Annotated in this window: 14 protein-coding genes; 5 read left to right on the top strand and 9 right to left on the bottom strand. The window is 67.5% G+C overall.

The window, feature by feature from the left end; all coding sequences use genetic code 11:
• Nucleotides 1-553: 553 nt before the first annotated feature.
• From OXQ33_RS02025 to OXQ33_RS01990, 8 genes are all read right to left on the bottom strand, one after another.
• Nucleotides 554-1111: a lytic transglycosylase domain-containing protein gene (locus OXQ33_RS02025; RefSeq protein WP_267433057.1), complete on the bottom strand. Its 558-nt coding sequence runs from the start codon at nt 1109-1111 to the stop codon at nt 554-556.
• Between the two features lie 41 nt (nt 1112-1152).
• Complete coding sequence (locus OXQ33_RS02020) at nt 1153-1734, bottom strand: S26 family signal peptidase (protein WP_267432974.1); 582 nt, start codon at nt 1732-1734, stop codon at nt 1153-1155.
• Entirely contained in the window at nt 1731-1961 is a 231-nt protein-coding gene (locus OXQ33_RS02015; RefSeq protein ID WP_267432973.1) for a helix-turn-helix domain-containing protein, read from the bottom strand. Before OXQ33_RS02015 ends, OXQ33_RS02020 begins: the two co-directional genes overlap by 4 nt.
• 127 nt (nt 1962-2088) lie before the next feature.
• The gene (locus OXQ33_RS02010; RefSeq protein WP_267432972.1) at nt 2089-2388 is read right to left on the bottom strand and encodes a DUF736 domain-containing protein; all 300 of its coding nucleotides are present in this window, start codon (nt 2386-2388) and stop codon (nt 2089-2091) included.
• 837 nt (nt 2389-3225) lie between these two features.
• Nucleotides 3226-3630 carry a DUF2958 domain-containing protein gene (locus tag OXQ33_RS02005; RefSeq protein WP_267432971.1) on the bottom strand — a complete coding sequence of 135 codons (405 nt, stop codon included), beginning with the start codon at nt 3628-3630 and terminating at the stop codon, nt 3226-3228.
• Nucleotides 3627-4583 carry a zincin-like metallopeptidase domain-containing protein gene (locus tag OXQ33_RS02000; protein ID WP_267432970.1) on the bottom strand — a complete coding sequence of 319 codons (957 nt, stop codon included), beginning with the start codon at nt 4581-4583 and terminating at the stop codon, nt 3627-3629. Before OXQ33_RS02000 ends, OXQ33_RS02005 begins: the two co-directional genes overlap by 4 nt.
• 364 nt (nt 4584-4947) lie before the next feature.
• A complete protein-coding gene (locus OXQ33_RS01995; protein WP_267432969.1) occupies nt 4948-5847 on the bottom strand; it encodes a HEPN domain-containing protein in 900 nt (299 codons plus the stop codon).
• A gap of 55 nt (nt 5848-5902) precedes the next feature.
• Nucleotides 5903-6454 (bottom strand): DUF2285 domain-containing protein, encoded by a 552-nt coding sequence (locus tag OXQ33_RS01990; protein ID WP_267432968.1) that lies wholly within the window; start codon nt 6452-6454, stop codon nt 5903-5905.
• A 467-nt stretch (nt 6455-6921) separates the two neighbouring features.
• On the opposite strand from OXQ33_RS01990, the gene OXQ33_RS01985 reads away from it, so the two are divergent.
• From OXQ33_RS01985 to OXQ33_RS01965, 5 genes are all read left to right on the top strand, one after another.
• A complete protein-coding gene (locus OXQ33_RS01985; RefSeq protein ID WP_267432967.1) occupies nt 6922-7725 on the top strand; it encodes a LuxR family transcriptional regulator in 804 nt (267 codons plus the stop codon).
• 54 nt (nt 7726-7779) lie between these two features.
• A complete protein-coding gene (locus OXQ33_RS01980) occupies nt 7780-8388 on the top strand; it encodes an acyl-homoserine-lactone synthase (protein WP_267432966.1) in 609 nt (202 codons plus the stop codon).
• Nucleotides 8385-9275, top strand: a complete 891-nt coding sequence (locus OXQ33_RS01975) for a phytanoyl-CoA dioxygenase family protein (protein ID WP_267432965.1) — start codon at nt 8385-8387, stop codon at nt 9273-9275. Before OXQ33_RS01980 ends, OXQ33_RS01975 begins: the two co-directional genes overlap by 4 nt.
• Nucleotides 9272-9874, top strand: a complete 603-nt coding sequence (locus OXQ33_RS01970; RefSeq protein ID WP_267432964.1) for a GntR family transcriptional regulator — start codon at nt 9272-9274, stop codon at nt 9872-9874. Before OXQ33_RS01975 ends, OXQ33_RS01970 begins: the two co-directional genes overlap by 4 nt.
• Before the next feature lie 178 nt (nt 9875-10052).
• Nucleotides 10053-11354: a hypothetical protein gene (locus OXQ33_RS01965; protein ID WP_267432962.1), complete on the top strand. Its 1302-nt coding sequence runs from the start codon at nt 10053-10055 to the stop codon at nt 11352-11354.
• 486 nt (nt 11355-11840) lie between these two features.
• Here OXQ33_RS01965 and OXQ33_RS01960 read toward each other — a convergent pair whose 3' ends face one another.
• Nucleotides 11841-12572 carry a hypothetical protein gene (locus tag OXQ33_RS01960; protein WP_267432961.1) on the bottom strand — a complete coding sequence of 244 codons (732 nt, stop codon included), beginning with the start codon at nt 12570-12572 and terminating at the stop codon, nt 11841-11843.
• Nucleotides 12573-12575 lie beyond the last annotated feature (3 nt).

Below are 12575 nucleotides of genomic sequence, written 5' to 3'. Positions count from 1 at the left end.
CGATTTCGGGCTGGAAACGGCAAATTTCCGCCATTTCTTTTGCGGCAGTCTCTCAGTTGTAGCCTGCTGTCTCTCGAAAAAAGGATGTGCAGGCAGTCACTTACGCAGTGTCGCGAGACACTGCCTTTATCTTGTTTCCCCTTCCTCTCTTTCTCCGCATCCCCCAGGCTCGAAAATGGGGCAGAACTAATGCCGAGCCCCCGCCGCCTATCCCAGCAAGAAAGCTCGCGATAAGTGCGTCTCGAGCATGGTATCGTGCGCCCGACCCGGCGTTCCTTGCCGCACGTATTCCAGAGGGATGCCGCTTCCCCGGCCGCCAGAAACCGGTGCGCCAATGTCTCCCTGGCACCGTGTCCGAACAGCCATTCCACCCAAGCACGCGATGCGTACGTCTCGCGGTCCGACGCCGCACCTGCGCCCTCGACCATGTTCATGACGACCTTCCGCGTGGTCGTCCTCACCATCAGGAACGGCGTCTGGAGGTTGGCTGAGCAGCTACAACGATGGTGGCGGAATAGCGCGCCGCGGAGCCAATATGGGAGGCTCATCACGCTCAATCCGCCTTCGACAGCGCGACGAAGATCGACGATCCGACAGCCGATTCTTCGCGGCCCGGATCGACCACCGGCACATCCTTGCGCACCGCGAACAGCGATGTCGACGCGACTGCACGCATCGGCACCGTAGCCCGGCCGGACGGCGGCGGCGCGACCCTGGCGAGATAGGCCGCCGTCTCGGCCGGCAGGCGAGCGTGCCCCGCGAGATAGTCGGCATAGCGCCTTGGGCCGGCATTGTAGGCGGCGAACAGGCCAGGATAGCCGAACCGATCATACATCAGGCGCAGGTAGAGCGTGCCGGCGAGGATGTTGTCGCGCGGGTCGTCGGGATTGTCGCCGAGGCCGAGCCGGGCGCGCATGTCGGCCCATGTGCCGGGCATCAACTGCATCAGGCCCATGGCACCCGCCGAGGAGCGGATCGGACGCCCGTCGAGCATCGTCCGCCCACCGCTCTCGGCCTGCATGACGCGCTCGATCCACGCCGTCGGCACGCCGAAACGGCTGGATGCCTCGACGATGGAGGTACGCCAGTAGGCGACCGTTTGCGCCTGCATCGGCCCGGCATGGAAGGCCCACGCGGCAGCGATCCAGAGCCTCACCGTGCCCATAGCAGCCGCGCCTTGCCGACAATGTCGACACCCTCGGTCACCCCAAAGTAGCGTCCGTCGAACGAGTCGGGCGCGTCCATCAGGAGGAAGCGCTGGTCCCCGCGCAGCCGCCGACATCCCGACCAATGCGGCAACGGGCGCCCCGCGCGATCAACGTCCAGTCGCTCGGCGACCGGCCGCCCGTTGACGAAGACGCGGCGCCCCAGCGCACAGATTTCGTCGCCAGCGATAGCGGCGACCCGCTTCACCAGCGGCACGTTCAAAGGCACGTAGCGGCGCGTGGCAGCGAGCCGCCGATAGGGCTCGGGCAGTCGCGCGACCACCATGTCGCCGGGCCGTGCCGCGGTGCCGGGGGAGACCGCATAGAGGCCGATCGGCGCGCTGGCGCTCGCGTTCCAGACGAGGCGGGGGGCGGGCGGCAGCGCGACGGTCGACAGCACGACAGCGATCCCGGCCGCGCCGATCCCGATCCGCCGGACCCGGCGACGGTGCGTTGCCTTGGCGGCGCGCAGCGTGTCGCCCCAGTCGAGCAGCGGCGTGCCCCCGATGCCGGTTCGACGCGCGCTCATCGTTCGAACTCCCGTCCGGCATGGTCTCGGCTCCAGCCGTCGAGGTCGTCGATATGATATTGGACGAAGCGGCTGTGGCGGCGATAGACCGGCCCCTTGCCGGCGCGGCGCAGGCGCTTCAACTGCCGGCCCGACAGCTTGAGATAGGCGGCGGCCTGGTCGGTGTTAAGGAAGGGTGAGCCGCGTTTGGCGCGGTCCGCGCGGGCGATCTCGTCGTCGAGGTCCATGCTTGCGGTGTCCTTAGCAAATCGGCGACCCGGGATCGGTCGCCTGGGACCCCAGGACTGCGGGAACCGGCCTCGCGACGGGAGTGTCGGAAACCGCATCGGCGGTCTTCGACACCCCCCCGGCCGGTCAGCGGGACCAGATGAGTTTCCACTCCGCGCCGTCGCCCTGCACCAGCTGTGCGTAGATGGGTGCGGGCAGCGAGGGATCGTCGATCTTGAGGCTGAGATACTCGGTGCCGCTCTCGCGCGCGGCCTTGGTCCAGGCCGCGCCGATCTCTATCGCACCGGCGTAGATACGGTGGTCGGGGGCGCGGTCGTTGTCGCGTTCGCAGGGGCGGATCGTTGCCTTGGTGTTGAGCGTCAGGGTGCGGATGGTGCCCGCGAAGATACCGTTGTCGTCACGGACGAAGCTGCCAATCTGTGCCATGTCACTGTCTCCTTGCTCGCGAGAGCCGCCCTCTTGCGGCCTCGACAGGCGGTCGACCGGCAGGCGCGCGACGACGCGCACCGAAAGGCCGAAACGGACGTGGAGGACGGCGCAGCCGTTGCGCGGGAACAGGAGCGGACCTGCCAGACCCGCCGTCGGCGAGGCCGTGGGAGGGCGGCTCTTGCTTGGGAGACTTGGACACCGGACGGGTCGGGACGGCTGCCATGATCGATGTCGGATTCGCCAGTCGGCCACCGTTCCATCGGCGCGATCCCGGGCCTGGATCCTGCCGCCGATAGACCGATTACCAAGCAAAGCCACCCCCTGTCCGGCAGCGGTTCGACGGCTGGGAATGACAGACCATAGGCCGTGAGGAGAGCGACCGCCCAATTGGCCTGATCGACCTGCGTGAGCCGTGATCCTCCTGAGTGGTGACATCCCGACGGGCGGAGGAATGCGGTTCAGGTACGTCAGCGCCGGGTCGCATGGTCCGTTAGCCCCGTGCCACCGCCTGCCGTCGCCATGTATGCCGAGCGGGTCGAGGTGATCGTCGTGGCGATGACGCCGGTGATACTCGCCGCAGACATCGATGCTCGCGAGGCAGCACTACCTCGTCGGCGTCGATAAGCGGTCTCTTCGTCAATGGAGGGCATCGCGACCACAGGCGATTGTTTCCTTTTCGACAGCGCGCCGTCGCCCCCGCAGCGGGGCGGCGGCGCGCGATATTTTGTCAGGCCCTGCCGCTTTGGTCGCGCCAGCGCGTCGCGAGACTATCCCGTTGGCCAGCGCCGTATCGGGGGAGCCGGTGCGACGGCGACCGACTCCCCTTCGCCCGGGTCATCCGCCGCCCGGCCCGGCAGGCTGGGGCCGCCGCAGCAGTGCCTCTGCCCAGATGATCGACCCGGCGCTCCGTGCGGTCGCCGCCCAGACCGAGAGCGGGACGAGACCTTCGAAGCCGATGTCGCGCTCGATTTGAAGCCCATAGGGCAAGCGAAGCGAGGCGAGTTCGCGCAGCGAGAAAGCACCGAGCTCGGGACAGCCAAAGCCGAGATCGGCGAGGCCGAACAGCGTGTCGCCGTCTTCCCAGAGCTCGGTCGCCAGCCAGGTTCCGGCGCCCAGCGGGTTGAACAGCTTCACCACCGGCATGGGGTCCGGCTCGGCCTGGCCGGTACGCGTGGCGGCGCGGCGGGCGAGGTCGTTGGTACGCAGGACGAAGCGCAGGTCGGGGGGCAGGAGGGTCATGCCGCCACCCCCCGGGCTTGCGCCTCGACATGCCGGGCAAGCAACCAGTCGGCGGCGCGCGACGCGGCCCCGGCCGCACGGAAGATCGCGCGATTGTCCTCGCGCAAAACGGCGAGCCACGCGGCGATATAGTCGGCGTGGCGGACGGTCGGCACGATGCCGAGTGCGGCGCAGAGAAAGGCCGAGCCCATCTCGGCGACCAGTTCCTCGCGGGCATAGCCGGGCGTCCCGAAGGCGCTGGACAGGTCACGACCCAGCCGCGCGCGATGGCCCGTCGCATGGGTCAGTTCGTGGAGGCAGGTCCGGTAGTAATTGACCTGGTCGAAGAAGGCCGGCTGCGGCGGCACGACGACGATATCCTGCGACGGCGCATAATAGGCCTTGTCGCCACCGACCCGGAACGCGACGCCGGAGGCCGCGATGACCTCCTCGGCAACCGGCACGATCTCGCGCTCGGGCAAGGGCGACGGATCGGCGGCGAGATTGGTGGGCAGCCCCTCGCATTGCGCGGCGTTGAAGACGGTGAAGCGCTTGAGGAAGGGAACTGCGCGGGCGTCGCCGCCCTCGGCGAGCGTACGTTCCTTCTCCGCCTCGGGCACGAAGCGGTCGGCATAGACGACGGTCGTTCCAACCTCGCCCTTGCGGACATGGCCGCCCGCCGCCAGCGCCTGCCGGAAGGTCAGCCAGCCCTGCGACGGATGGCTCCTGGCGATGACCTCGCCCCACAGGATCAGGATGTTGATCCCCGAATAGGGCCGGCCGGTCAGCGCATTGCGCGGCAGGCCGGTACCGATACCCGATCCGTCGGTTCCCCATGGCTGGACCCAGGGCACATGCCCCGCCTCCAGGTCGGCGATGATCCGTCCCGTCACCTTGTCGTAAAGCGACGCGCGATCCCGGTGCGTGTCCCGGCGCTCTCCCGAGACACGACGTTCATGGGTGTTCCTGTGCATGTCCCGATCTCCTTCCCCGCCCAGCATGGCTCCCCGGACAGCGGGGGGTGGGCGGCGACGAGCGACCGGAAGGCCCGGTTCGAGCGGGCGGCGGCACCGCAGGGCGAAAGGCACTGGAGCACCCGCAAGGATTGCGGGTTGCCGCCGGCCGTGCCGGGCCTAGGCGGGCGCGCCGGCCACTCCCGCTGACCGGGGAGGCCCCGACCCACGACGCCGCCGCGCCAGCGGCGACCGCACCCTTGCGCCAGTGATCGACGCCGAATGGCCGAGACGCAGCCGCGGCTCGGCGGCGTGCCGCAAGAGCACGACCGGGTGCGCCAGCGCCCGGGGCGCCAACTGCCTGCTTTACCTGGAGATCAGGCGATCAGCCCGAGGCGAGCCGTGCTTCGCAGGCGTGCTTGACCAGCTGCTGGAGCAGCTCGACGCGCTCGGCCAGCCATTCGAGCTCGGCGGGCGTCACCTTGTAGTGGGGCGAATAGCGCGCGTTGACATAGGCCTGGCGGAGCAGCTCGAAGCAGCGCTGGGCAAAGCGCGTATCGCGCGGCCAGACGGCGATGAGTTCGTGGACCAGCGGCTCGGCCTGGCTGCGCAGGAAGTTCAGCTTGTGCGACTTCGGGCTGTACAGCGTCAGGGTCAGCAACAGGCAGTGATAAAAGCGTTCGGTCGCCTGATGGAAATGGAAGGCCGCCTCGTTGAGCCGCCCCTGTGACGCGGCGTATTTCGCGGTATCCAGTAGCCCGCTAGCGCCGGGAAACCACTGGTCGAAATGTTTCCGCGCCTCCGCCAGCGCGGCCTTGGGCTCGAGCGGCTGGGGCGTGACGAACGGATAGTCCTCGACCTCGTAGAGCGCGATGCCCTGGTCGATCGCGTCGATGAAGAAGGGCCGGCCTTGCGTCAGCTGGTTGTTCACATCGGCAAGGCTGTGGACGATGAAGGTGACCGGTGCCGAGATGCGCTTCGAGATCGTCACCTCGCGGACGAACTGGTCGTCGGCCTTGGACCAAAACTCGCCCGGCTCGGTCAGCCGCTCGTCGCTGACGACGACGAGGATGTCATAGTCCGACTGGTAGCCGCCGATCGGATCGTCGACCCAGTCGCCGCGCGCATAGGAGCCGTACAGGATGACCTTGAGGATGCGGCCCTGTCGCCGCCATTTCTGGGTCGACAGCGACGTCGCCTGCTCGAACTCGGCAAACAGCACTGCGACGATCCGATCGAGATCGCGGCGCTTCTTGTCCGGCAGGTGTTCGAGGTCGCTTCGCATCACGTGCCAATCTAGCCCGCGCAGGCGGAAATGGGAACCAAGCCGCCCGGCAGGCTCAGTCTTCCGGCCTGCGGATGCCGCATCCGTTCGACCGCTGGCCTGCGCCACGCCGGCGCAGCAGGTCGCGATAGCCCCCGGCTGCCATGGCGCTCGCACCGGCCACGAGGCGGCGGACCTGCGAGTGCAGCGACCGTCCGGGCGCATGCCAGTCGCGACGGGTGCGCACCTCGCCGAACAGGACGGCGGCGATGTCCTGGTAGCTGGCGCCGCTCGTCCGGGCATCGGCGACCCGCAGGAACTCGATCCAGCGCGGCATGCGCCGATCCGGGGGAAAGAGCGTCGCGGCAAAGCAGCCGGCGCGGCACAGGGTAACGAGCCGCCTGAGCGGCAGCAGCCGGGACTCGGTGGAGCATAGCCCGTGCAACCGGTACGCCAGGATAACGGTGCCGCCGGCCCTGAGGGTGCCGGCCTCGACATCGACGCGGATGCGGCGCCAGCCATCGGACAGGACGGCATGCTCGCGCGCGTCCCGGCCCTCGACGACGGTCAGCCACGGCGCCAGCCGGTTGAGGTTGACGGCGTCGGGATCCGGACCGGAGGCCGGCATGACGGTGACGGACAGCGTGCCGGGATCGAGCGCCTCGTGCCACAGGATCCGTGCGGCGGGCGCGCCGATCCCCGGGTCCTCGGCGAAAGTGCACCCCCCAGCGCTGGAGCGCGGCGGAGGGCGTCACCGCACCACGGGTCGCGGTGCTGGCGCGGGTGTACCATGCGACATAGGCAGGATCGCGGCGAAGCCATTCCCACATCAGGCCGGCGCGATCGGTGCGGGCAAGCTGCCGGTAGGGCGCGGGATCGCGCCAGTCGATCGGATACGGCCATTCAGTCACGCCGTTGCCAAGCGGGGATATCCGCTTGGTTGCGAGTCAACGCCGTTCCGGACGGGTATTTCGTTTCGCCAAGGTTATGGCTGTGATAGCCTCCCAGGCTCGGGCAGCAGCCGCGCGGCCGGGGTGAGAAGCCGGAGAGGCGCGCGAGGGGGAAGAAAAGGACGGCCGGGGGATCGCCGGTGGCTTGAAACGCCGCCCTGGGCCGGGGTGCCGCGCGATGCAGATGCGTGCGATGGCGTTCGAGCTGATGGACCTGGTGGACGCCGCGCGCGACGTCGACGACCTGACTGGCGCGATGAGGCGGATCACTCGCCATCTCGGCTTCGACCATTTCGCGCTGACGCACCATGTCGACCTGCGCGCGGCACGGGGCGAGGCGATCCTCCTGCATGATTACCCGCCGGAATGGGTCGACTATTATGAGGCGAACCGGCTCGGCGTTTCGGACCCGGTCCACCGCGCCAGTCATGTAACCAGCGTCGGCTTCTGCTGGTCGCGCATCCCGGCGATGATCCCGCTGACCGCCGCCGATCGCCGGACGCTCGCATTGGGCCGCGAGCAGGGGCTCGGCGATGGCTTCACCGTGCCGGCGAACGTCCCCGGCGAGGCGCATGGTTCCTGTTCGTTCGCGCTCGGCGCGGGCCAGACCATTACGCCCGAGGCGTTGCCGCTCGCCCAGCTGGCCGGCGCGTTCGCGTTCGAGGCGGCGCGGCGGCTGTGGATGGCGCGCGGCGCGCGCGTCGAGCCTGCGCCCAGCCTGACCGATCGGCAGCGCGACTGCGTACTGTGGATCGCGCGGGGCAAGACCGATTGGGAGACCAGCCGAATCCTCGGGGTGAGCGAGGAGACGATCACCTGCCATGTCCGGCAGGCCTGCGAGCGATATGAAGTGAACAAGCGGACATTGCTGGTGATCCGGACGTTGTTCGACGGGACGATCAGCTTCCGCGACGTGCTTCGCCCCGGCCATCCCCCTTTTCCGGGATAGGCGGGCGCCGACCCGGCCCGTGATCATGGCGACGGCACAGCAAGGGGAGCCGCCATGATACAGTTGATTTGCAGCGTTCCGCGACCGCTGGAGCATCCGATCCTCCGGCGCATGTTCGCGGCGCGCAAGGCCGTGTTCGTCGACCTGCTCGGATGGGACGTGCCAGTGGTCGACGGCCGGTTCGAGCTCGATGAGTTCGACGACGGCGAAGCCCGCTACCTCATCGTAACCGATGCGGCGGGTGCGCATCGTGCCTCGGCACGGCTGCTGCCGACGATTCGCCCGCATCTGCTCGGTACGCTCTTTCCCGGCTTGTGCGCCGATGCGCCGCCGACGGGGCCGGCGATCTTCGAGATCACGCGCTTCTGCCTTGACCGGTCGCTCGATGCCCGCGCCCGCCGCACGGCGCGCGACGCGCTGGTAGCGGCGCTGGTCGACCATGCCGTGGCCCATGGCATCGCGCGCTACACCGCCATCGCCGGGCTCGGCTGGTCCCGGCAGATCCTCGCCTTCGGGTGGCGTTGCCGCCCGCTCGGGCCCGTGCAGGCGATCGGGGACGAAGAGGTCATGGCGCTCGAGATCGCGATCGAGCCGGACACGCGCGCGAAGCTTGCCGCGACCGGGATCGTCGGGGCGGAAGTGCCCGTGGCGGTTGCGGCATGAGCGGGCTTGCGATGGCGGCCTGGCCCGACAAGGATGCCGAGGCCTGGCGCGCGCAACTGCTGCGAGACGGCTATTGCATCATCCCCGACCTGCTGCCGGGCGAGACGCTTGCGCATCTGGACGACGATCTTGCGCCCGCTTTCGCGGCGACGCCGTTCGGGCGCGGCGGCTTCTACGGGGAGACGACCAAGCGGTTCGGCCGCCTGCTGGCCCGGTCCCGGCATGCCGAGGCGATGGTCATGCACCCGCTGGTGCTCGACGTGGTGCAAGGGCTGCTCGCGCCATGGTGCGACACGCTCCAGCTCAATGTCGCACAGGCGATAGCCGTGAATCCCGGCGCGCCGCAGCAGGTCCCGCATCGCGACCAGGACATGTGGCGGGTCGAGCCCGGCGCGACCGAGTATCTCGTCAACGTGATCTGGCCGCTGACACAGTTCGAAGCCGACAACGGCGCGACGCTGGTCTGGCCGCGCAGCCATGGCCGGCATGCCGCGACGCACGACCCCGAGACGGCACCCTGCGCGGCCACGATGGCGCCCGGCTCGGCGTTGCTCTTCCTCGGCTCGACGCTGCACGGCGCGGGGCCGAACCGGAGCGACGCCATCCGGCGGGGCGTGGTGGTCGGCTATGCGCTGGGATGGCTGAAGCCCTATGAAAACCAGTGGCTCGCCTATCCGCCGGCGGTGGCGCGGAGCTTCACGCCGGAACTGGCCGCGCTGGTCGGCTATCGCCAGCACCGCCCCAATCTCGGCAATTACGAGGGCCAATGCCCCTCGATCCTGCTCGGCGACGACGTCGACGCGGTAATCGGCGCGGTCGACGCGCTCCGGCCCGACCAGGCCGAGATGGTCGCGGCCTTCGTCGCCGGGCAACGGCCGGGCGGATGAACGCTGGAGCCACGACCGAGCGGGTCCATGACGCGGTCCGGCGAATGATCCTGACGCGCGGCCTGCGACCCGGCGCGCGGCTCGACCCGGCCGTGCTGGCGGATGGCCTTGCCACCAGCGCGACGCCGGTACGCGAGGCGTTGAACCAGCTGTGCGGCGCAGGGCTGGTCGATGCGCGTCCCGGCGGCGGCTTCCATGTCCCGATGATCGACGCGCCCGCGCTCGCCGACCTCTATCGCTGGAACGAGGAGGTCATCGGGGTCATCCTGCGATCGGCGGCCCGGACGCTTGCCGTCGGCGCGCGCGAACAGGAGCATGCTGACGATATCGCCAACGCGACGGCAGCGCTGGCCGAGCGGCTCGCCCGCGCGTCGGGCAACGAAGAGCATCTGCGGGCCATGCGTGACATCAATGCCCGCCTGCATGCGGTCCGCCTCGTCGAGGGCAACCTTATCGCCGACACCGACCAGGAACTCGCGCGGCTCGCGGCGGCGGCCGAGCGCGGCGACGTCGCCGCGCTGCGCATCGGCTGGCGTCGCTATCACCAGCGTCGCCAGCGGCTCGCTCCCGAGATCGTCCGCGCACTCCTGCGCGACTAGGCGCAGGGTCGGTCCTATAGCCGCTGTCCCTTTAGGGCCTGCGCTCTCTTCGGCAGGAGGCGGCGGGGGCGGGGCCGAAGCGTCCTTGCTGGAATCCTGCCCGATGACGATCCGACGCCACCGAGACGTCATCCCGGCCATGTTATCTTGCCTGTGATCTGCAAGGAGCATGGCCCCGATGACCGCTCGTGATGGCTGCGGCCGCGACGAACTCTATGACATCATCTGGTCCGAGCCGATGATGCATGCCGCCAAGCGCTTCGGCGTATCCGGCAGCTATCTCGCTCGCGTCTGTGCCATGCTCAATGTGCCGAGGCCGCCGCAGGGCTATTGGGCCAAGCTTGCGGTCGGCAAGGCTCCGCCGCCTCCGTGCTTGCCGGAAGCGCAGCCCGGTGATCAGCTTACCTGGTCTCGCCATACGCAACGGCCAACGGCTGAAGCTGCGGCGCCCCGGCCCCGTACGCCGGCTGCGCCAACAGCAAAGCGGCGCGTGCGGATCGCGGCAGGGACCATCCACCGCATGATCAGCGGGGCACGGCACCATTTCGAAAGCGGCCGACCAGTCGACAAGCATTCCCATCTCAAACCGCACAAGCGCCTGCTCGTTGACGTGAATGCCTCGGCATCGGGCCTCGAAAAGGCGCTCGCCTTTGCCAATGACCTCTTCAATGCCTTCGAATCCAAAGGGCACCGGGTGGTCATGGCACCGCCAGACGAGGAGCTCTGGGGCATATCGGCTGATGAGCGCGAAGCTGTCGGCCAGCCCAAGGAGCGCTGGAGCGCAAGACGCCTTTGGTCTCCCCAGCGTCCGACGGTCGTCTATATCGGGTCGGTGGCCATCGGTCTCGCGATCGTCGAGATGTCCGAGAATGTCGCCGTGCGATACATCGATGGCGGGTATATTCCTGAGCGCGACCATGTCCCGCCCAGGCGAGGGGAGAACTGCTACAGTTTCACCACCACGAAAGACATGCCGTCAAGCCGCCTGCGGCTCATCGCCTACTCGCCCTACCACAACGTCTTCTGGACCAACCATTGGCAGGAAGCCGGTTCAGCCAGCTTGGCATCCAAGATACCCGGCCTCGTTCGCGCTGTCGAAGACATGGCCCCCGAACTGGTGACCCGTATCGAAGCGGCTCGGCTCCGCGCCGAGATCGCTCACAAGAAGTGGCTGACCGAGCTGGAAGCCCGCGATCGAGCTGAGGACAAGAAGCGGATCGAACAATCCAAGGTCGACAGCGCCGCGCAGCTTGACAAGGTCATCGAGCACTGGACCAGAGCGATGAGCATTCGACGCTTCTTCGATGCCGTGGAAACGCAGCTTGCTGGCCTCCTTGAAAGCGATGCTCAGGCTGCAAGGCAACGGCTAGAAAGCGGCCGTGCCCTATTGAGAGGGCAAGATCCTGTCGAGGCGCTCCTTACATGGCGAACCCCGGGCGAAATCTACACGCCGCGCTTTGGCGGCACGGGGGATGAATGATCGCCCCGACGTCGTGCGTCGCCATGTGGCGGTTCTCGCAATCCCCAAAATCAATCGCGTTGGTCGTTCGCGCATCGCTACAATGTCGGCCTGTGGGACAAATCTGCCATCCGCAGCGGCCTCATTGGACGGCGGGTTCAGCCAAGAGCTGCCATTCGCGAATGCCCCGGAACAGGTGGTATTCCGGGACGGGGTCGCTCCCTGAAATACCCATCGCCTGCAAAATCAGGAAGTGAGCCGATCAATCTCCGACAACATGAATCGAGGGTTAAAAGGTTTGTCGGCGAAGAAAGAAAGTTCAGGCAGGTCCGTCGGCATCGGGGTTTCCGTTGGTTGGATATCGCAACCTAACCTGTCCGGAAATGTTCGATGATTACTCCTCACCTACACTACCCCCGTGAGGCACGACCGCCGAGCCTTTGGCAGGAGAAATGCCTTCCATTACGGCGACCTAACGCCAAGATGATTTCCATCCAAAACGCCGCCTTAATCACATGGCAGATCAGGCTCGTTGAAGGAATAAGGCCACGCCGTTCGCCAACGGGCGATCGCCGTACCGTCCGCCCATGGCGACGGCGGTGCGACGACCCCAGCCGTCTCTGCCCAGTCTGCGCACTGCTCCAATGCAAATTCTACCGCTCGTCTCGCCGTAGCGCGTTGGGTCTCGCTAAGTTCTGCCCAAAGGAGATGGGCGAGCGCCAGCCGATTGCCCGGTGCTAATTGTCCCCACTCCAACGGAGGCTCATGCCATTCTGCCGAGGCGATCGACCGATCTTTCGACGACAAGCACACCGCAGTGCCGACGCGACACCTCTGAACCGTCATCAACGTGAACCGCTGCCGCTCCTTGGCTGTATAGCTAGTGACGATCGGACCAAGCCGATCGGTCGTCCCCAAATCGATCATATCTGACAGTTGCAGCCCGCATTCCAGAGCTGCTCGCGACACGAGCGACTGACGTATCAGGTCGAAGCAACCATGATGATTGCCGTTATAGCCAGTCTCGGCGCGTACCATCCCTCCTGGCAACGCCCAGAGCCCGGCGAACTGATATGCCTCGCCGTAAACGGATGCCTTTTGCACCAGCGCCGTGGATGCGCCCGCTCGCGCATACAGGACACTCCCAAGGCGCCAGATATCCCCAGCCTCCAACGCCGCAAAGCCATCTGACAATGGCTGGCAGCGAGCGAGAAAATCGAAGATGCTAACCGTCGCCACCAG

The sequence above is a fragment of the Sphingomonas sp. GM_Shp_1 genome (genome assembly GCF_026540895.1).
GTDB lineage: Bacteria > Pseudomonadota > Alphaproteobacteria > Sphingomonadales > Sphingomonadaceae > Sphingomonas.
Note: the sequence above shows the minus strand (reverse complement) of the source record. Positions and strands in the feature narration are given on the sequence as shown.

Bases quoted from the DNA above. Each gene is read 5' to 3' on its own strand.
- OXQ33_RS02025 (WP_267433057.1), bottom strand. From the start codon at position 1,111: ATGCAGGCGCAAACGGTCGCCTACTGGCGTACCTCCATCGTCGAGGCA.
- OXQ33_RS02020 (WP_267432974.1), bottom strand. From the start codon at position 1,734: ATGAGCGCGCGTCGAACCGGCATCGGGGGCACGCCGCTGCTCGACTGG.
- OXQ33_RS02015 (WP_267432973.1), bottom strand. From the start codon at position 1,961: ATGGACCTCGACGACGAGATCGCCCGCGCGGACCGCGCCAAACGCGGC.
- OXQ33_RS02010 (WP_267432972.1), bottom strand. From the start codon at position 2,388: ATGGCACAGATTGGCAGCTTCGTCCGTGACGACAACGGTATCTTCGCG.
- OXQ33_RS02005 (WP_267432971.1), bottom strand. From the start codon at position 3,630: ATGACCCTCCTGCCCCCCGACCTGCGCTTCGTCCTGCGTACCAACGAC.
- OXQ33_RS02000 (WP_267432970.1), bottom strand. From the start codon at position 4,583: ATGCACAGGAACACCCATGAACGTCGTGTCTCGGGAGAGCGCCGGGAC.
- OXQ33_RS01995 (WP_267432969.1), bottom strand. From the start codon at position 5,847: ATGCGAAGCGACCTCGAACACCTGCCGGACAAGAAGCGCCGCGATCTC.
- OXQ33_RS01990 (WP_267432968.1), bottom strand. From the start codon at position 6,454: ATGCCGGCCTCCGGTCCGGATCCCGACGCCGTCAACCTCAACCGGCTG.
- OXQ33_RS01980 (WP_267432966.1), top strand. From the start codon at position 7,780: ATGATACAGTTGATTTGCAGCGTTCCGCGACCGCTGGAGCATCCGATC.
- OXQ33_RS01975 (WP_267432965.1), top strand. From the start codon at position 8,385: ATGAGCGGGCTTGCGATGGCGGCCTGGCCCGACAAGGATGCCGAGGCC.
- OXQ33_RS01970 (WP_267432964.1), top strand. From the start codon at position 9,272: ATGAACGCTGGAGCCACGACCGAGCGGGTCCATGACGCGGTCCGGCGA.
- OXQ33_RS01965 (WP_267432962.1), top strand. From the start codon at position 10,053: ATGACCGCTCGTGATGGCTGCGGCCGCGACGAACTCTATGACATCATC.